This is a genomic window from Nocardioides sp. Z38_18 (genome assembly GCF_058215695.1).
The window spans coordinates 2,009,812-2,027,712 of sequence record NZ_JBZAJE010000001.1; the positions used below are offsets into that span (position 1 = coordinate 2,009,812).

The 17,901-nt window shown below is 71.3% G+C and carries 20 protein-coding genes; 13 read left to right on the plus strand and 7 right to left on the minus strand.

Annotation, left to right across the window (positions count from 1 at the left end):
* Nucleotides 1-27 precede the first annotated feature (27 nt).
* Nucleotides 28-1,260, minus strand: a complete 1,233-nt coding sequence (locus tag AC4BGC_RS09730; RefSeq protein WP_490555367.1) for an MFS transporter — start codon at nt 1,258-1,260, stop codon at nt 28-30.
* 124 nt (nt 1,261-1,384) lie between these two features.
* On the opposite strand from AC4BGC_RS09730, the gene pcaH reads away from it, so the two are divergent.
* The 7 genes from pcaH to AC4BGC_RS09765 are packed head-to-tail and all read left to right on the plus strand — an operon-like array spanning nt 1,385 to nt 7,750.
* Complete coding sequence (pcaH, locus tag AC4BGC_RS09735) at nt 1,385-2,194, plus strand: protocatechuate 3,4-dioxygenase subunit beta (protein ID WP_490555369.1); 810 nt, start codon at nt 1,385-1,387, stop codon at nt 2,192-2,194.
* Nucleotides 2,191-2,745: a protocatechuate 3,4-dioxygenase subunit alpha gene (gene pcaG, locus AC4BGC_RS09740; protein WP_490555370.1), complete on the plus strand. Its 555-nt coding sequence runs from the start codon at nt 2,191-2,193 to the stop codon at nt 2,743-2,745. Before pcaH ends, pcaG begins: the two co-directional genes overlap by 4 nt.
* A complete protein-coding gene (locus AC4BGC_RS09745) occupies nt 2,745-4,004 on the plus strand; it encodes a lyase family protein (protein WP_490555372.1) in 1,260 nt (419 codons plus the stop codon). Before pcaG ends, AC4BGC_RS09745 begins: the two co-directional genes overlap by 1 nt.
* Nucleotides 4,001-5,203 carry a bifunctional 3-oxoadipate enol-lactonase/4-carboxymuconolactone decarboxylase PcaDC gene (gene pcaDC, locus AC4BGC_RS09750; RefSeq protein ID WP_490555373.1) on the plus strand — a complete coding sequence of 401 codons (1,203 nt, stop codon included), beginning with the start codon at nt 4,001-4,003 and terminating at the stop codon, nt 5,201-5,203. The genes AC4BGC_RS09745 and pcaDC overlap by 4 nt, the downstream gene beginning before the upstream one ends.
* Complete coding sequence (locus tag AC4BGC_RS09755; RefSeq protein WP_490555374.1) at nt 5,203-6,405, plus strand: thiolase family protein; 1,203 nt, start codon at nt 5,203-5,205, stop codon at nt 6,403-6,405. The genes pcaDC and AC4BGC_RS09755 overlap by 1 nt, the downstream gene beginning before the upstream one ends.
* Nucleotides 6,402-7,085: a 3-oxoacid CoA-transferase subunit A gene (locus AC4BGC_RS09760; protein WP_490555376.1), complete on the plus strand. Its 684-nt coding sequence runs from the start codon at nt 6,402-6,404 to the stop codon at nt 7,083-7,085. Before AC4BGC_RS09755 ends, AC4BGC_RS09760 begins: the two co-directional genes overlap by 4 nt.
* Nucleotides 7,082-7,750 carry a 3-oxoacid CoA-transferase subunit B gene (locus AC4BGC_RS09765; protein WP_490555378.1) on the plus strand — a complete coding sequence of 223 codons (669 nt, stop codon included), beginning with the start codon at nt 7,082-7,084 and terminating at the stop codon, nt 7,748-7,750. The genes AC4BGC_RS09760 and AC4BGC_RS09765 overlap by 4 nt, the downstream gene beginning before the upstream one ends.
* Here AC4BGC_RS09765 and AC4BGC_RS09770 read toward each other — a convergent pair.
* The 3 genes from AC4BGC_RS09770 to AC4BGC_RS09780 are packed head-to-tail and all read right to left on the minus strand — an operon-like array spanning nt 7,747 to nt 9,946.
* On the minus strand, nt 7,747-8,601 hold the full coding sequence (locus AC4BGC_RS09770) for an NAD(P)-dependent oxidoreductase (RefSeq protein WP_490555379.1): 855 nt from the start codon (nt 8,599-8,601) through the stop codon (nt 7,747-7,749). The two genes, AC4BGC_RS09765 and AC4BGC_RS09770, sit on opposite strands and share 4 nt — an antisense overlap.
* A 14-nt stretch (nt 8,602-8,615) precedes the next feature.
* Nucleotides 8,616-9,116 (minus strand): hypothetical protein, encoded by a 501-nt coding sequence (locus tag AC4BGC_RS09775; RefSeq protein WP_490555380.1) that lies wholly within the window; start codon nt 9,114-9,116, stop codon nt 8,616-8,618.
* Nucleotides 9,092-9,946 carry a DUF222 domain-containing protein gene (locus tag AC4BGC_RS09780; protein WP_490555381.1) on the minus strand — a complete coding sequence of 285 codons (855 nt, stop codon included), beginning with the start codon at nt 9,944-9,946 and terminating at the stop codon, nt 9,092-9,094. The genes AC4BGC_RS09775 and AC4BGC_RS09780 overlap by 25 nt, the downstream gene beginning before the upstream one ends.
* A 130-nt stretch (nt 9,947-10,076) precedes the next feature.
* On the opposite strand from AC4BGC_RS09780, the gene AC4BGC_RS09785 reads away from it, so the two are divergent.
* The 3 genes from AC4BGC_RS09785 to AC4BGC_RS09795 are packed head-to-tail and all read left to right on the plus strand — an operon-like array spanning nt 10,077 to nt 13,253.
* Entirely contained in the window at nt 10,077-10,889 is an 813-nt protein-coding gene (locus AC4BGC_RS09785) for an alpha/beta fold hydrolase (RefSeq protein ID WP_490555383.1), read from the plus strand.
* Nucleotides 10,890-10,891: 2 nt separating this feature from the next.
* Nucleotides 10,892-12,526, plus strand: coding sequence for a sensor histidine kinase (locus AC4BGC_RS09790; RefSeq protein WP_490555385.1), 1,635 nt, complete (start codon nt 10,892-10,894; stop codon nt 12,524-12,526).
* A 25-nt stretch (nt 12,527-12,551) separates the two neighbouring features.
* Nucleotides 12,552-13,253, plus strand: a complete 702-nt coding sequence (locus tag AC4BGC_RS09795) for a glycoside hydrolase family 16 protein (RefSeq protein ID WP_490555387.1) — start codon at nt 12,552-12,554, stop codon at nt 13,251-13,253.
* 10 nt (nt 13,254-13,263) lie between these two features.
* Here AC4BGC_RS09795 and AC4BGC_RS09800 read toward each other — a convergent pair whose 3' ends face one another.
* Nucleotides 13,264-13,692: a pyridoxamine 5'-phosphate oxidase family protein gene (locus tag AC4BGC_RS09800; RefSeq protein ID WP_490555389.1), complete on the minus strand. Its 429-nt coding sequence runs from the start codon at nt 13,690-13,692 to the stop codon at nt 13,264-13,266.
* A 114-nt stretch (nt 13,693-13,806) separates the two neighbouring features.
* The gene (locus AC4BGC_RS09805; RefSeq protein ID WP_490544029.1) at nt 13,807-14,307 is read right to left on the minus strand and encodes a hemerythrin domain-containing protein; all 501 of its coding nucleotides are present in this window, start codon (nt 14,305-14,307) and stop codon (nt 13,807-13,809) included.
* A gap of 144 nt (nt 14,308-14,451) precedes the next feature.
* Here AC4BGC_RS09805 and AC4BGC_RS09810 point away from each other — a divergent pair, with 144 nt between their 5' ends.
* Nucleotides 14,452-14,949 carry a hypothetical protein gene (locus tag AC4BGC_RS09810; RefSeq protein ID WP_490555391.1) on the plus strand — a complete coding sequence of 166 codons (498 nt, stop codon included), beginning with the start codon at nt 14,452-14,454 and terminating at the stop codon, nt 14,947-14,949.
* Here the strand turns inward: AC4BGC_RS09810 and AC4BGC_RS09815 are convergent.
* Nucleotides 14,943-15,452 (minus strand): DUF2243 domain-containing protein, encoded by a 510-nt coding sequence (locus AC4BGC_RS09815; protein ID WP_490555392.1) that lies wholly within the window; start codon nt 15,450-15,452, stop codon nt 14,943-14,945. The genes AC4BGC_RS09810 and AC4BGC_RS09815 overlap by 7 nt on opposite strands.
* A 159-nt stretch (nt 15,453-15,611) precedes the next feature.
* Here AC4BGC_RS09815 and AC4BGC_RS09820 point away from each other — a divergent pair, with 159 nt between their 5' ends.
* Nucleotides 15,612-16,796, plus strand: coding sequence for an MFS transporter (locus AC4BGC_RS09820; RefSeq protein WP_490555393.1), 1,185 nt, complete (start codon nt 15,612-15,614; stop codon nt 16,794-16,796).
* A gap of 93 nt (nt 16,797-16,889) precedes the next feature.
* Nucleotides 16,890-17,897 (plus strand): ATP-dependent DNA ligase, encoded by a 1,008-nt coding sequence (locus AC4BGC_RS09825; RefSeq protein ID WP_490555394.1) that lies wholly within the window; start codon nt 16,890-16,892, stop codon nt 17,895-17,897.
* Nucleotides 17,898-17,901 lie beyond the last annotated feature (4 nt).

Genomic DNA, 17,901 nt, shown 5'->3' on the forward strand with positions numbered 1-17,901 from the left:
GGAACACCCCAATCCTCTCAGGGGCCGCTAGCTCTCCCGCACGTGCGCCGGCACCGTCGCCAGGGCGAGCACGGCGAGCAGTGCGGCCACCGCGAAGGCGTAGAAGCCCCACGGGTAGGCGATCCCCGCGGTGACCAGCGCGCCCCCGAGGAACGGTCCCACGATCGCCCCCACCCGGCCGATCCCCGCCGCCATCCCGAGCGCGGTGCCGCGGATCTGCGGCGGGTACAGGTGCCCGACGAACGCGTAGACGAGCACCTGCGCACTGAACACGAAGATGCCGGTGAGCAGCACCGCGGCGTAGACGAGGAAAGAGCTCTCGATCTTGATCGACAGCGCCGCCAGGAAGACCGCCGCGAGACCGAACCAGAGCAGCACGGTCGGCTTGTTGCCGCGCGAGTCCGAGATCAGTCCGGCCACGAGCAGGCCGATCACCGCGCCCACGTTCAGCACGAGCAGCAGTCCCGTGCCGGCCTTGATGGAGTAGCCGGCCTCCCCCATGATCTTCGGCAGCCAGGTGTTCAGCCCGTAGACGAGCAGCAGGCCCATGAACGACGCGACCCAGAGACCGGCGCTCACCGCGAGGTACCGGCCCTTGATGACGTCGCGGCTCCGGACCGCCACGGTCACCTCGCCGCGCTCGCGGGCGGCCACCGCCTCGAGAAACGTCGTGGACTCCGGCAGCTTGAACCACAGCACGGGCAGCGTGAGCAGGCCGACGACACCGCCCACCACGAACATCGACTCCCAGCCGTAGTCGTCGATCAGCCACAGCGCCAGCACGGCGGTCAGCACCGCACCCACGTGGTAGCCGGTCATCATCCGGGTGACCGCGCTCCCCCCGCGGCCCTCGCGGGCGTGCTCGGTCATGAACGCCAGCGCGGTGGGCAGGCAGGCACCGAGGCCGAGCCCGGCGAGGAACCGCAGGACCGTGAACTGGGTGACGTCCTGGGCCACCGCGATCAGGAGCGTGAGCACCGAGAACGCGGCGATGCTGCTGATCAGGGTGGTACGGCGGCCGAACCTGTCGGTCAGCGGCCCCACGGCCACCGCCCCGATGCCGACCCCGACGAGACCGACGGTGGAGGTCATCGTCAGCGTCGAGTCGGTGAAGCCGAGGTCGCCGCTCTTGGACAGCGTCGGGATCACCGCCCCGAGGACCACGAGGTCGAAGCCGTCGAGGGCCACCGCGACCCAGCAGAGCAGGACCGGCCAGATGCCGGTCTCCGAGCGGACGGGTGTGCTGGAGGGTGCTGCCATGGGTGAGCTCCTTGTCGGGGGTTCCACCACCGTCGCAGCGGGCGTTCGCAGACCTCCAGCGATGTCTTCCACTCAGCGAAAACCGGCAACGACGGCGGAAGGCCGTTCGTCGTAGGTTCGTCTGGTGACCCAGCCCCAGGAGACCGCGCCGCACGCGCCCGCCACCGACTCCGACTCCGCCGTGTCCTCGCAGGCCGAGATGAACCACGAGATGGCCGGCATCGCCGCCGCCTACGACCCGGCAGCCGGAGTGGAGACCCAGCCCCGGCTGGACTACGCGCCGTACCGCAGCAGCCTGCTGCGGCACCCGACCAAGGACCTGCACCACGCCGACCCGGAGACGATCGAGCTCTGGGCGCCGTGCTTCGGGCACCGCGACGTCGCCGGCGCCGAGTCCGACCTCACCATCCAGCACACCGGTGAGCCCATCGGTGAGCGGATCACCATCACCGGCCTGGTCGTGGACGGCGAGGGTCGCCCGGTGCGCCACCAGCTGGTGGAGATCTGGCAGGCCAACGCCGCGGGCCGCTACGTGCACAAGCGCGACCAGCACCCGGCCCCGCTCGACCCGAACTTCACCGGCGCGGGCCGGACGCTGACCGACGGCGAGGGCCGCTACACCTTCAGCACGATCAAGCCCGGGCCGTACCCGTGGAAGAACCACCACAACGCGTGGCGGCCCGCGCACGTGCACTTCTCGCTCTTCGGCACCGAGTTCACCCAGCGGATGGTCACCCAGATGTACTTCCCCGGTGATCCCCTGTTCGCCCTGGACCCGATCTACCAGTCCATCGTCGACCCCGACGCCCAGGCCCGCCTGGTCGCCACCTATGACCACGACGTGACCCGCCACGAGTGGTCCACCGGCTACCGGTGGGACATCGTGCTCACCGGCACCCACCGCACCCCGATGGAAGACGAGGCCCAGCGATGACCCAGACGCTTCCCCCAACTCCGGGCCAGACCGTCGGCCCCTTCTACGGCTATGCGCTGCCCTTCCCCGGTGACAGCGAGCTCGTCCCACCGGGGCACCGGGACGCGGTCCGCCTGCACGGGACCGTCACCGACGGCGCGGGGCAGCCGGTCCCCGACGCGCTGATCGAGATCTGGCAGGCCGACGTCGACGGCGCCGTTCCCCAGGTGGAGGGCTCGCTGCGCCGTGACGGCTGGACGTTCACCGGCTGGGGCCGCGCGGCCGTGGACGACAACGGCCACTACTCGTTCACCACCCTGCTGCCGGGACCCACCGAGGCCGGGGCGGCGCCGTTCTTCGCGGTGACCGTCCTCGCCCGCGGCCTGCTGAACCGGCTGTTCACCCGCGCCTACCTCCCGGGACCCGCGACCGCGGACGACCCGCTGCTGGCCTCGCTCCCCGAGGACCGCCGCAGCACCCTGGTCACCGAGCCCGACGAGCACGGCCACCGCTTCGACATCCGCCTCCAGGGCGAGCGCGAGACCGTCTTCCTGCAGTTCCCGGGGGCCTGATGCCGGACCTGCTCTGGCCCGGCGACGAGCGGGCCCAGCGTGTGTTCACCCCGGCCTCGGTGCTCGCCGCGATGGTCCGGGTGGAGGCAGCCTGGCTGCAGTCGCTGGTGACCTCGGGCGTCGTACCGGCCGAGGCCCGCGACGATCTCGCCGGCCTGGTGACCGCGCGCGACACCGACGCGGTCGCGCTGGGCGCGGAGGCTTCCGGCAACCCGGTGCTGCCGATGCTGGCCCTGCTCCGCAGCCGCCTCCAGGAGCGCAACCCGGCGGCGGCGACGTGGGTGCACCGCGGGCTGACCAGCCAGGACGTCCTCGACACCGCCCTGGTGCTCTGTGCCCGCGACTGCGCCCGCCGGGTGGTCGCGGACCTCGACTCCCAGGTGGACAGCCTGGTGCTGCTCACCGAGCGGCACCGCGAGCACCTGATGGCCGGGCGCACCCTGACCCAGCACGCCGTGCCCGTCACCTTCGGCCTCAAGGCGGCGCAGTGGCTGCACGGCGTCCTCGACGCACGTGCAGAGGTACGCCGGGCAGCAGCTCGGCTCCCGGCCCAGTTCGGCGGCGCCGCCGGTACCCTCGCCGCGACCCACGAGCTGGTCGCGCTCTCCGGGGCGAGCACCGACGCCTCGGCCGTGGCCGCCGGAGCAGCACGGGCTCTGGGCCTCGAGCCCGGCGTCCCGTGGCACACCAACCGCGCCCCGTTCACGTCGTACGCCGACGCGCTGGTCGGGGCCACCGATGCGTGGGGCCGGATCGCCAACGACGTCCTCCTGCTCGCCCGGCCTGAGCTCGGCGAGCTGTCCGAGGACCCGGTGGAGGGGCGGGGTGGCTCCTCGACGATGCCGCAGAAGGCGAACCCCGTGCTCTCGGTGCTGATCCGTCGCGCCGCCCTCGCCGCGCCGGCGAGCGCAGCCCAAGTGCACCTCGCTGCCGCCACCAGCGTCGACGAACGACCCGACGGCGGCTGGCACACGGAGTGGTCGGCGCTGGCCACGCTGTCGCGGCGCACCGTGACCGCCGGCTCCCAGACCGCCGAGCTGCTCGCGAGCCTGCACGTCGACACCGGCCAGATGGCGTCCCTGGTCCGGCAGCGCAGCTCTGCCCTGCTGGCCGAGCAGCGCAGCATCCGCGACCTTTTCGGCGACGGCGCACGTCAGCAGCCCGACTTCGACCCCAGCCAGTACCTGGGCGCGACCGGCAGGATCATCGACGAGATCCTCGACCGCGCCCGTGACGAGCAGCACCAGGAGAAGACGTGACCGTCCCGACCATCACCGCGGTGCGCCTCACCGGCGCCGCCCACCGTGCCGAGCTGCCGCTGCTCGTCCTGGGCCCTTCCCTGGGCACCTCGGCCGCCACCTTGTGGACCCAGTGCGCGGCCGGCCTCACCGACGCCTTCGACGTGGTCGCCTGGGACCTGCCCGGTCACGGCTACAACCACAGCGTCGGGGAGGAGCCGTTCACGATGGCCGAGCTCGCCGCGGGCGTGCTGCGGGTCGTGGAGGAGATCCTCGACCAGCGCGACGAGTTCCGGGGCAGGTTCCACTACGCCGGCGTCTCGGTCGGTGGCTGCGTGGGCCTGCAGCTCCTGCTCGACCATCCCGACCGCGTGGCCGGGGCCGCGCTGCTGTGCACGGGCGCCAAGGTCGGCGACCACGACTCCTGGACCAGCCGGATCGAGCAGGTGGAGGCCTCGGGCACCCCGGTGATGGTGGCCGGGTCCGCGGAACGCTGGTTCGGCCCCGGCTTCCTGGACCGCTCCCCCGACGTGGGCTCGGCGCTGCTGCACGCCCTGTCCGAGGCAGACGACCGCGGCTACGTGCAGACCTGCCAGGCCCTCGCCGAGTTCGACGTGCGCTCCCGGCTCGGCGAGATCACGGCGCCGGTCCTCGCCGTCGCTGGGTCCGACGACGTGGCCACTCCCCCGGCGAGCCTGAGGGCCCTCGCGGACGGGGTCGGCGACGGCCGGTTCGTCGAGCTCGAGGGCGTCGCCCACCTCGCCCCGGCCGAACGCCCGCACGCGGTCGCCGCCCTGCTGCGACAGCATTTCCTCGGTGAGGAGCCGGGTCCCGTCTCGGCGTACGACGCGGGGCTGGTGGTGCGCCGCGAGGTCCTCGGTGACGCTCACGTCGACCGCGCGCTGGCCGGCGCCAACGACCTCACCCGGGAGTTCCAGCAGTTCATCACCGAGTACGCCTGGGGCGGGGTGTGGACCCGCCCCGGCCTCGACCGCCGCAGCCGGTCGCTGATCACGCTGACCGCGCTGATCGCCCGGGGCCACCACGAGGAGCTCGCGATGCACCTGCGGGCGGCGCGGACCAACGGGCTGACCAACGACGAGATCAAGGAGCTCATCTTGCAGACCGCGATCTACTGCGGCGTCCCGGACGCGAACACCGCCTTCCGGATCGCCCAGCGGGTGCTGGCCGAGCTCGACGAAGAGGGAGAGGAAGCCTGATGTCCGCCTATGTCTACGACGCCGTGCGCACGCCGTTCGGCAAGTTCAACGGGGGCCTGTCCGGCGTACGCCCCGACGACCTGGCCGCGGCCGTGCTCACCGCCGTACGCGAGCGCAACCCGGGCCTCGACCCGGCCGCCGTCGACGAGGTCGTGCTCGGCAACGCCAACGGCGCCGGGGAGGACAACCGCAACGTCGCCCGGATGGCGAGCCTGCTCGCGGGCTACCCCGTCAGCGTGCCCGGCACCACGATGAACCGGCTGTGTGGCTCCTCCCTGGACGCGGCCATGAACAGCTCCCGGATGATCGAGACCGGCGATGCCGAGATCGTGCTCACCGGCGGCGTCGAGTCGATGACCCGCTCGCCCTGGGTGCTGCCCAAGCCGAGCCGCGCGTTCCCCGCCGGCAACGTCGAGGCCGTCTCGACCACGCTCGGCTGGCGACTGGTCAACCCGCAGATGCCGGCCGAGTGGACGGTCTCCCTGGGTGAGGCCAACGAGCAGCTGCGCGAGCGGTACGACGTCTCCCGCGAGCGGCAGGACGAGTTCGCCGTCCGCTCCCACAACCTCGCGCACGCGGCCTGGGAGCGCGGCTTCTACGACGACCACGTCGTGCCGGTGCCCGGCACCGACGCCACCCGGGACGAGAACGTGCGCGCCGGTTCCACCGTGGAGTCCCTGGCGAAGCTGCGGCCGTCGTTCCGCAAGGACGGGACGATCACCGCGGGCAACGCCTCCCCGCTGACCGACGGCGCCTCCGCCGTACTGCTGGGCTCGGAGCGGGCGGCCGGCCTGATCGGCGCTGCACCCGTGGCCCGGATCGCCGGACGTGGCGCCCACGCCGTGGCCCCCCAGGACTTCGGCTACGCCCCCGTCGAGGCCGCGAACCAGGCGCTCGCGCGTGCCGGGATCAGCTGGTCCGACGTCAGCGCGGTGGAGCTCAACGAGGCGTTCGCGGTGCAGTCGCTGGTGTGCATGGACGCCTGGGCCAAGGAGGGACTCGACACCGAGCTGGTCAACATCAGCGGCGGCGCGATCGCGCTGGGGCACCCACTCGGCGCCTCCGGGGGCCGGATCCTCGGCGCGCTCTCGAAGATCCTGCGCGAGGGCAACCACCGCTGGGGTGTCGCCGCCATCTGCATCGGCGTCGGCCAGGGCCTCGCCGTGGTGCTGGAGAACGTGAACCAGGGGGACGACCGGTGACCGAGGTGCTGGAGCAGGCCGACGCGGCCGACCGGGCCGTCGCCGACATCCCCGACGGGGCCACTGTCCTGATCGGCGGCTTCGGTCCCGCGGGCCAGCCGATGGAGCTGATCGACGCACTGCGCCGCCACGGCGCCACCGACCTCACCGTGGTGAACAACAACGCCGGCAACGGGGACGTCGGGCTCGCCGCACTGCTCAAGACCGGCAACGTCCGCAAGATCATCTGCTCCTTCCCCCGGCAGAGCGACTCGTGGGTCTTCGACGACCTCTACCGCGCGGGGAAGATCGAGCTCGAGGTCGTGCCCCAGGGCAACCTCGCCGAGCGGATGCGCGCCGCCGGAGCCGGCATCGGAGCCTTCTTCGGCCCGACCGGCGTGGGCACGCCGCTGGCCGAGGGCAAGGAGCAGCGCACGATCAATGGCCGGGACTACGTGCTGGAGTACCCCCTGCCCGGGGACTACGCGCTGATCAAGGCGCACACCGCGGACCGGACCGGCAACCTCGTCTACCGCAAGACCGCGCGCAACTTCGGGCCGGTGATGGCGACCGCGGCGACCACGACCGTCGCCCAGGTCAGCAACGTCGTCGACACCGGCTCGCTGGACCCGGAGAACGTCGTGACGCCGAGCATCTTCGTCGACCGGGTGGTCCGCATCGAGCAGGGAGCCGCGGCATGAGCGCCGAGCAGCTCTCATCCGAGCCACTGGGCAAGACTCCGCTGTCCAAGGAGGGGATCGCGAAGCTGATCGCCGCGGACATCCCCACCGGCGCCTACGTGAACCTCGGCATCGGCCAGCCCACCCTGGTCGCGGACCACCTCGACCTCGAGAGCGGCGTCACGCTGCACACCGAGAACGGCATGCTCGGCATGGGCCGGGCCGCCGTCGGCGACGAGATCGACCTCGACCTGATCAACGCCGGCAAGATCCCCGTCGTGGAGACGCCCGGTGCGTCGTACTTCCACCACGCGGACTCGTTCGCGATGATGCGCGGCGGGCACCTCGACGTGTGCGTGCTCGGCGCGTTCCAGGTCTCGGTCCGCGGCGACCTCGCCAACTGGCACACCGGCGCCCCGGACGCGATCCCGGCCGTGGGCGGCGCGATGGATCTCGCGATCGGCGCCAAGGACGTGTTCGTGATGATGACGCTGTTCGCCAAGGACGGCACCTCCAAGCTGGTCGCCGACTGCACCTACCCGTTGACCGGGGTGGCCTGCGTGAGCCGGGCCTACACCGACCACGGCGTCTTCGAGATCACCCCGGAGGGGGTGCGGGTCCGGGCGACGTACGGCGCCACGCTCGACGAGCTCCGCGAGCGGACGGGCCTCGACCTGCTCGACTAGTGCTCCAGCCAGGTCGCGGACATGTCGAGGTCGCCGTGCCCGGCGTCGACGGCCCTGGCGAGGTGGTCGCGGATCCCCGGCAACGGGCCGAGGTCCGTCCCGGCACCCTTCGCCGCGGCGAGGATCAGGTCGACGTCCTTGAGCGCACCGGCCAGCGCGAACGCCGGGGTGAAGGTCCCGCTGAGCATCGCCTTGCCCTTCAGCTGGACGTACGGCGAGTCCAGCGGCCCGCCCCCGACCGCCTCGAGGAACAGCGCCGGGTCCAGCCCGAGGTCCCGGGTGAGCGCCAGCGAGTCGGCCACTCCCTCGAGCACGGTGACGACCCAGGCGTTCGCCGCGAGCTTCAACCGGCTGCCCGCGCCGGCCTCGCCCAGCCACATGGTGCGGCTGCCGATGGCGTCGAGGACCGGGGCGACCCGGGGTCGGGCGCTGTCCGGTCCTGAGGCGAGCACCACCAGGGTGCCGTCCTCGGCGGGCTTGCGGGTGCCGAGCACAGGAGCGTCCACGAAGATCACGTCGAGGTCCTCGGCGAGGCTCGCCAGCCGGTCGGCGCCCTCGACCCCGACGGTGCTCTGCTGCAGCCACACCGCATCGGCGCCGAGGTGTCCCCGGGCCTGCTCCATGGTCTCGGCGACGCTGTCGACGTCGTACAGCATCGTGAGCACCACGTCGGCTCCCTCGACTGCCTCGGCCACCGAGTCCGCCACGTGGGCGACGTCGGCGAGGGGCTCGGCCTTCTCCCGGCTCCGGTTCCACACCCGGAGGGTGAGGCCGGCAGCCGCGATGTTGCGGGCCATCCCGGCTCCCATGGTGCCGGTGCCGAGCAGGGCGACAGTGCAGTCATCGGTCATGGGCGTCACGTTACTCACGCAGCGCTCGGCCAACGGAGATCGACTCTCGGTGTCGTCGGCCGGCCGGGCAGTCGTCTGGTGCCGCGGCCGTCGGTCACGTAGACCCGGCCGTGGGGCGTGGTCCAGGTGAACCGGTTCTCCTGCTGAGTCACCTTCCAGCCCGCATGGGTCTTGATCCGGTGGTGATGTCGGGCCAGCTTGCCCAGGTTGTGCTCCGCAGTCTGCCCGGGCGGCCCGCCCTCGTCGTAGGGAACCGTGTGGTCGCGGTCGAGCTTGCGGCTCAGCGAGGACGCGAACGGGAATACGTCGGCCGGCTTGCTCAGCTGCAACCGCTCGTCGATCGCGGCCGGCACCTCGTAGCAGTCCGCGGCCATCCCCTGGTTGAGGTCGATCACCGGTCGCAGGCTGACCTGGTGGTGACTGAGCAGGCCGATGAGCTGCTGCCGGGTCAGGGCGCCGAGCTCCTCCGCCCGGGCGACGCCCCGGCCCCTCAACGCCTGAGGGGCGAGGTGCACGTAGAGCACCGCCTTCGGCCGGAGCCTCGCGGCGCCGGCGTCGCGGATCGCCTCGGCCACCACCTCGGGACGTCCGGGTGGTGGATCGGGTGATCGTTTCCGTCGTCGGCACCGACCATCAACTTGAGCGCCGCCAGCGGGTTCGCCAGCAGCGCCACGGCCTCCGCCCGGAGCTGGTCCATCGTCAGGCTGCGCTGCTCGGGCGTGCCGTGCTCGGCCAGCAGATGGGCCAGGTGGTCCACGGTGCCGTGGAAGCGGCGTACGCCGGAGCTCTCGCCGCGGACCATCAGGGTGCGGGTGCCGTGCTCGTCGTGCCGGCTCATCCACACCGTCCGCGCCGAGGCCTGTTCCTCGGCGAGCCGGTCGGCCAGTGCCTGGTCCGCCTCGACCACGCGGGCCTCGACGAGCCGCAGCAGCCTGCTGGCCGGGAGCGTGCCCACCACCTCAGCGATGGACCGGTCGACCCAGCCCGCCTGCTCGGGACTCAGCCGGCTGGTGGCCGAGGCGATCTTGCGCGCCACCCAGACCTCGATCCGTCCCGCACCACAGGCAGCCCACACCTGCGGGAGCCGTGCCTCGAGGTCCACGGCGTCGGCCATCAGCGCCCTTCCGGCCAGCGGGTGCAGCTCCAGCGCGGCCGCCAGCTCCGCGGCTGCGTATTCGTCCACCGGCAGCCCGGCCGCCCCCAGCGGCGTCGGCCGGCGACGTGAGTCCCGCAGCTGGTCCGGGTCGGTGACCACGTGCGCCAGCGCCCACTCACGAGCCAGCGTGAGCCGCTCGAACTCCGCACTCCGCAGCGCGGCCAGGTTCGTCTCCAGGCCCGCAAGCACCCGATGGATCTCGGCTGTGGCAACGAACTCTTGTCGGGAGCCCAGCCGCCCCGCCACTCCCCCACGCGGGCAATCAGACCTTTGTCGGCAATCCATTCCTCCGGCGTCCGGTTTGTACTAAATTCCCGCCATGGATGTCCTCTCTCGGCACAATGTCTCCAGCTCCGGCCCGGTGGACGGCCAGCCGATCATGTTCGCCCACGGCTTCGGCTGCGACCAGGGCATGTGGCGCCACGTGGCGCCGGCGTTCACCGACCGCTACCGCGTGATCACCTTCGACCACATCGGTTCGGGCGGCTCCGACTCCTCTGCCTACGACGCGCGGAAGTACGCCGACCTCAGCGGCTATGCCACAGACGTCCTGGAGATCGTCCGAGCGCTCGACCTCGAGGACGTCGTGTTCGTCGGGCACTCGGTGTCCTCGATGATCGGCGCACTCGCAGTCATCGAGGCGCCCGAGCGGTTCTCCGACCTGGTGATGGTCGCCCCCTCTCCCCGGTACATCGACGACGAGCACTACGCCGGTGGCTTCACCCAGGAGGACATCGACGAGCTCCTGGAGTCCCTGGAGAGCAACTACCTCGGGTGGTCGGCGGCGATGGCACCCGTGATCGTGGGCAACCCGGATCGACCTGCCCTCGGAGAGGAGCTCACCGCCAGCTTCTGCCGGATGGACCCCGAGATCGCCCGGCGCTTCGCGACGACCACCTTCCTCTCCGACAACCGTCTGGACCTGCCGCGGATCGGCGTACCCACGCTGGTCCTGCAGTGCAGCGACGACGCGATCGCCCCACCCGCTGTCGGGGCGTACGTCGCGAGCTCGGTCCCCCGGGCCACCTTGGTGCAGCTGGCCGCCTCGGGACACTGCCCGAACCTGAGCGCGCCCGAGGAGACCGTCACGGCGATCAGCGACTTCCTGAGCCGGGGAGACGCGGCCGCGTAGCCATGTCGCTCGAGCAAGCCGTCGACGGCGTCCCGAGGGTGCCGTTCGAGGACGACCCCGCTCTGGAGTACGAGCACGCGCCTTGCGGATACCTGTCGACGACCCCGGACGGTCGCATCGTCAAGGTGAACGCCACCTTCTGCAGCTGGCTCGGGATGGAGGCCGACGATCTGCTGGGTCGCCGCCTGGTCGACCTGCTGAGCGTCGGTGGCCGGATCTTCCACGAGACGCACTACGCCCCGTTGCTTCGGATGCAGGGGTCGGTCCAAGAGGTCGCCTTCGACGTGGTGCGCGCGGACCGGACCCGCCTGCCCGTGCTGATGAACGCCTCCGTGGTCCTATCACCGGACGGCGAGCCCCACTTGGTCCGGGTCGCGGTCTTCGACGCCACTGGACGGCGCGCCTACGAGCGCGAGCTGGTGCGGACCCGCAACGAGCAGGAGGCCGAGCTCGAGGCGCGAGCAGAGCAGGCAGCGAGCGCCACGGCGACCGTCAGCCAGATCCTCGATGCGGCGACTGACACGGTTCTGGTGGCGACCAACGCGGACTTCGTCGTCACCCACTTCAACCGTGGGGCCCAGATGTTGCTGGGTTACCCGGCGGAGGACGTCATCGGGCGTTCCATGGTCGGGGTCCGTACGCCCGAGGAGGCCCGTCGCCACGCGGGGGCCCTCGGGGTCCCGGCCGACCTCGCGACGCTTGTCCCTGCGCTGGTCCGCCACGGGGCACCACGGGACTGGACGCTGGTCACCAGGAGCGGTGAACGCAGGACGATGTCGCTGAGCTTCACCGAGATCCGTGACGAGGGCCGGCTGCTGGGCTTCCTCTGCGCGGGCGAGGACATCTCCGTCCGGCTGCGCACCGAGGCCGCCCAGGCCGCGGCGCTGCGCAGGGAGCTGGAGTCCGTCGCCCGGCTCGAGGAGGCCGACCGGATGAAGGACGAGGTGGTCTCGACGATCAGCCACGAGCTCCGTACTCCGATCGCCTCGATCCGGGGATACAGCGAGCTGCTCGCCGACGGCGACCTCGGACAGCTCACACCTGCCCAGGCCGACGCGGTCGCCACGGTGCTGCGCAACGCAACACGGCTTGCATCACTGGTCGACAACCTCGTCTTCCTGGACCGGGACGGGTCCCCAGACCAGGAGTCCCTCCGCCTCGAGCCGCACGACCTGGCAGCGCTCGTCGTCGATGCCGAGAAGGGCCTGGACCAGCTCGTCGGCGGCCGTGACCTGACGATGCACGTGCAGGTGCCGGACGCGCCTGCCGTCGTGCTGGGCGACGCTGCGGCGCTGCGACGGGTGGTGTCCAACCTCGGCGCCAACGCGATCAAGTTCACCCCCGACGGCGGGTCGATCAGCGTGTGCCTCGCGCCCACGTCCACGGGTTTCGCGCTCACCGTCACCGACACGGGAATCGGCATGACCGAGGAGGACCGGGAGCGGGCCCGTGACCGGTTCTACCGCTCCACGGAGGCCTACCGACTCGCGGTGCCCGGCACCGGCCTGGGACTGACCGTGGCGGACTCCATCGTGGCCGCGCACTCCGGCACGATGGCGATCGCGTCCACGCACGGACGCGGGACCACCGTCACGGTGTCGCTGCCGTCGTACGACGAGAACGCACCCGTCGACTGACCTCGAACCATCCGATACTGGGCGCATGTGGGTGCAGGACTTCGACGGACCGCGAGGGGCACCACCGGACCCCGAGGTGTGGACCCACGAGGTCGGTGGCGGCGGCTGGGGTGACCGGCAGCAGCAGGTCTACACGGCCGAGGTGGCCAACGCCGCTCTCGACGGCGAGGGGCACCTGGCGATCACGGCTCGTCGCGAGCCCGACGGCACCGTCACCTCCGCACGGCTCGTGACCAAGGACGGCTTCGCCACGACCTACGGCCGGGTCGAGGCGCGGATCAAGGTGCCGGGCGGTCGTGGCACCTGGCCGGCGTTCTGGATGCTCGGCGCCGACATCGACGGAGTGGAGTGGCCCGCCTGCGGCGAGATCGACGTGATGGAGCACGTCGGAGCGGACCCGCGGCACTGCCACGGCACCGCCCACGGTCCCGGGTTCAGTGGACTCGAGGGAGGCGTCGGCGCCTCGGTCGACGCAGGCGTGGACCTGTCCCAGGACTTCCACGAGTACGCCGTCGACTGGGACGAGCACTCGATCGCCTGGCTCCTCGACGGCCGGGAGTACCACCGGCTGACCCCCGACGACGTGCCCGGAGCGTGGCCCTTCGACCACCCCCACTTCCTGCTGGTCAACCTCGCCGTCGGGGGCGACTGGCCCGGCAACGACACCGACGACCCCGACCTGCCGGCAGAGCTGCTGGTGGACTGGATCCGCGTGCGACCGGGCTGAGCCGCCGCCCTCAGCTGTGCGGGCGCAGGTGGAGCCAGGGCCGGGCGAGCTCGAACTCGCGACCGGTCACCACGCTGGGCGCGATCTCCACGACGTTGTACTTCGTGGACGGGACCCAGGGCCTCAGCGGCACGTTCTCCGCCCGGTGCGCCTCGTCCTCGGGGAGCAGCCGGGCGGCGCCACGCACCACGACGCTGCGCGCGCTCACCTCGTCGTACCGGTCCACCTCGAACGCCACCTCGCGGCCCATCACCACGGCCAGGAGCTTGCTGCCCTCGGCCGTGCGGAACAGCAAGGTCTTGCCGTCCACCGCGTAGTTGACCGGGGTGATGTGCACCTCGTCGACCAGGAGGAAGGCGAGGCGCCCGAACTCCTCGGTCCGCAGCATCTCCCAGCAGTCCTCAGCACTGAGCTCGCGGACCGGGTCCTCGGGTGACATGGCTCCTCCTTCGTGGGCGGGCCGGGCGCCCTCTCCGCCCCCATTTCACCCGCTTCTGCCGGGCGGGTGGAAGGGCCCCTCGTCCCTGCGCCCGGGGACCTTGCTCCTACGGCCTCAGGAGATGACCGCGTCGACGGTCTTCTTCAGGGCACTCGGCTGCGAAGGTCGCCTGGGAGCCGACTTCTTCGCCTCGAGCATCTCGGCGCCGAGATCCTGCAGCAGCTTGCGACCAAGCCCCTCGCGAACCTTGGGGAACCACTCCTTCTCCTCCTCGTCGATGTGGTGGTCGACGTTCTCGATCAGGACAGTGGTCTTGGCGGTGAACCGCTCCGCGTCGGGCTTCATCGCGGCCAGCTCCATGATCAGCACGTCGGCGACGTGGTGCTCCTCGTAGGACTCGAGGACGTCGTCCTCGAGCTCGGGAAGCAGCTCGCGCACGCGGGGGTACATCACCTCGTTCTCGATGTAGGTGTGCACCGTCAGCAGCTCGATGATCTTGTCGACCAGCTTGCCCTTGGTGACGTGGGCGTTCTCGCCGGCCTTCTCGAAGTCGCGGAAGGCCTTGCGGATCTCCTTGTGGTCGTTCTTGAGCAGGACGATGGCGTCGGTGGACATGGGGCTCCTGAAGTGAGAGGGGATGTGAGTACGTCCTACCCGGATGCGGATCGCCTCACACGGAAGGCAACCCTTCCCCGGGTGCCTGGGACGCATCGGGTGCGTCTCTCGGGGTACCGGGAGGCCTCCCGAGGGGGTCGATCAATGCGTACGACGGACAGGGGCACCGCCCTGCTCCAGGCTGCCGGGCGCGGCGCCGTGGCCGGGCTCGTGGGGGTGCTGGCGATGACGGCTGCCGAGAAGGTGGAGCAGCGGCTGACCCGGCGCGCGAACTCCTACGTGCCGGGCCGGACCCTGCTCACGCTCGCGGGCCGCCGCCCACCGGAGTCGGCCACTCCCCCGGCGTGGAACCACGCGATGCACTGGGGCACGGGTGCGGCGCTCGGCGCCCTGCGCGGGGTCTGGTCGGCGACTGGGATCCGCGGCGCCCAGGCGAGCGCCACCCACGCCGTGGTCCGGCTGGCCTTCGACCAGACGATGGAGAACGCCACCGGCGCGGGGGCTCCGCCGATGACGTGGCCCGCCGACGAGCGGGCGGTCGACCTGGCCCACAAGGCGGTGTACTCGGTCGTGACCGGCCTGGTCAGCGACGCCTGGATCCCCGCGACCCTAGAATCACGGCGCGGGACCGAGAGTCACTGACGCCGCAGGCTGCGCGCACCTCTCGACTGCAGCGCCCAGCCGACGGCCACGAGCAGCGCGCCGAACACCAGGAAGCCGATGTCCCACGACAGCGGCCCACCGAGGTCGTCGCGGACGTGGTGCACGCCGAGGATCTGGTGGTCGATGATCCCTTCGACGAGGTTGAAGATCCCCCAGCCGGCGAGGACCAGTCCGAAGTGGAAGCTCCAGCTGGGCGCCAGCCGGCCCTGGCGCCACTGGACCAGGGTGAGGATCGACGCGGCCAGCACCAGCACCCACGTCGCGAGGTGGAAGAACCCGTCGGCCAGCGTGTTCATCTCCAGTCCGGCCAGCGTGGTCATCGGGTGGTCCGCGGTGTGACTGATCATGTGGTGCCACTGCAGGATCTGGTGCAGCACGATCCCGTCGACGAAGCCACCGAGGCCGAGGCCGTAGAGCAGGCCCGGCAGGCGAGAGGGGCGAAGCTCGGCACGCGGGACTTCCGGGACTCGGGCTGTGGACATGGAGCCTTCCTACCCGGCCGGACCGCGACGCATGCACGGAACCGAGCACGGACGGTAGCGTGACCGCGCGCGATCCCGGAGCAACCGCGTTCGCCGAGCAGATACGAGGGTCCAGTGGTCGTACGCGAACAAGTGGGTGTCTCCGGCTACCGATGGGTCGTGCTGGCGTCCTTCATGGGGGTCAACGCCACCATCCAGACCCTGTGGATCAGCTACGCCCCGGTCTCGAGCACCGCCCAGGACTACTACGGCGTCTCCGCCGGGGCGATCGGGGTGTTCGCGATCCTGTTCATGGTGGCCTACCTGCCCGTCTCCTTCATCGCCTCGCACGCCATCACCAGTCGCGGCTTCCGGTTCGCGGCAGGCCTCGGGGCGCTGCTGGCCGGGGTGTCCGGGGTGGCACGGGGACTGTCCGGTCCGCACTACGCGTTCGCGATCCTGGCCACGATCGGGGCCGCGATCGCGCAGCCCTTCCTGTTGAACGCCTGGACCACCATGTCCACCCAGTGGTTCGCGCTCTCCCAGCGCGCCACCGCGGTCTCCCTGGTCACGCTGTCGAACCTGGTCGGGGCCGGCGTCGGGCTCGCCCTGACCCCCACCCTGGTGAAGTCGATGTCCATCGCCCAGGTGCAGCTGGTGTACGGCGGGCTCGCCCTGCTCGGGGGCGTGGTCTTCGTGCTGGTGGCGCGGGACCGGCCCTCGCCCCACGAGCTGCCGGACGCCCTCGGGACCGGCGCGGCAGTGCCTCCGCTCGCCGGTGTGCGCCACGCCCTGACCGTCGGCCCGTTCGTGGCGTTCCTGGTGATGGCGTTCGTGACCATGGGGGTCTTCAACGGCCTCTCCACGTGGATCGAGGACATCGTCAGCCCACGTGGGTTCTCCTCGACGGACGCAGGCAACACCGGTGCGCTGCTGCTGCTCGGAGGTGTGGTGGGCGCGATGGCGATCTCGGCTCTCTCGGACCGCTCCGGGCGGCGGGTGCCCTACATCGCGGCGGCGCTCGGCCTCTCCGCTCCCGCACTGCTGACGATGGCCCTGGCCGACTCCCTCGCCGGACTGCTCACCGCAGCGTTCGTCCTCGGGTTCTTCATGACCAGCGCGCTGCCGGTCGGCCTGCAGTACGCCGCCGAGATCACGGCGCCCACCCCCGCAGGCACCTCCAACGGGCTCATCCAGCTGGCCGGGCAGTCCTCGGTGGTGTTCGTCGTGCTGATGTCGCTGACCCGGACCTCCTCGGGATCCTTCACCCCGTCCCTGACGGTGCTGGCGGCGCTGCTCCTGCTCGCAGGCCTGGTGGCGTTGCGGCTCCCGGAGCCCTCGACGCGAGTCGACTCCCTCGGCTGAGCGCGAGGCAGCACCCGGCGCGCACTCATGTGTACGACGGTCCGCGGGTACTGCCATCACATGCAGGGTTCCTCGGCGGTGCCCAGGCCAGCAGTGGCCATCTTGAGTCACGACCGGTTCTGGAGCAGTGACTGGATCTACGAGCGCAGCCTCGGTGGTCACCGGTGCCTGGCCGTGCGCGACGCGGAGGGCATCCGCCTCTACTCGCGCAGCGGCCGGGAGATCACCAACACCTTCCCGGAGGTCACCGACGCGCTCCAGCAGCAGCACCACGACTGGTTCGTCCTCGACGGGGAGATCGTCGCCTTCGAGGGTGAGCGCACCAGCTTCGCCCTGCTGCGGCCCCGGATCCGGATCGAGGACGAGCAACGGGCCCGGGCGAGCGAGGTCCCGGTCTGGTTCTACGTCTTCGACCTACTCGAGCTCAACGGCAGGGACCTGCGCTCCCAGCCCCTGCTCGACCGCAAGCGGCTGCTCCTGGCCTCGCTGGACTGGGCGGACCCCCTCCGGCCGCTGTCCCACCGTGTGGACGCTGGCGAGGAGTGGTTCTCCAAGATCTGTGGTGATGGATGGGAGGGTGTGGTGGCCAAGCGTGCTGACGGGCTCTATGCACCCGGACGCACCGGGCACTGGCTGAAGTTCAAGTGCCAGAATCCACCACGACCAGAGGAGAGCCACATGCACAAGCGGGACGCGTCCGCGCCGGTCCACGATTCGCTGCGCGACGTACCTGGACTCAGCGAGCAGGACGTCGAGCAGGTCTGGGCCGGCGGCACGGTGGTCACGGTTCCCGCCGGCTGGTCGATGGTGCACGAGCTGGAGCCACCCGACACCGCCTATCTGATCCTGGAGGGCCGGGTCCGGATCAGCGTGCGCAAGGACACCGTGACCGAGCTGGGACCGGGCGACTTCGTCGGCGAGATCGCCCCGATCGCCCACCGGCTGCGCACCGCCACCGTCACCGCACTGGAACCGCTCGTCACGCTGGCGTTCCCCACCTCGGCCTTCGCCAAGCTCCGCAGCGAGGTGCCGGCGTTCGACGAGGCCGTGACCCAGGTCGCGTCGGCTCGGATAGAGGAGATCGACAGGGCCGGCAAGTAACCGG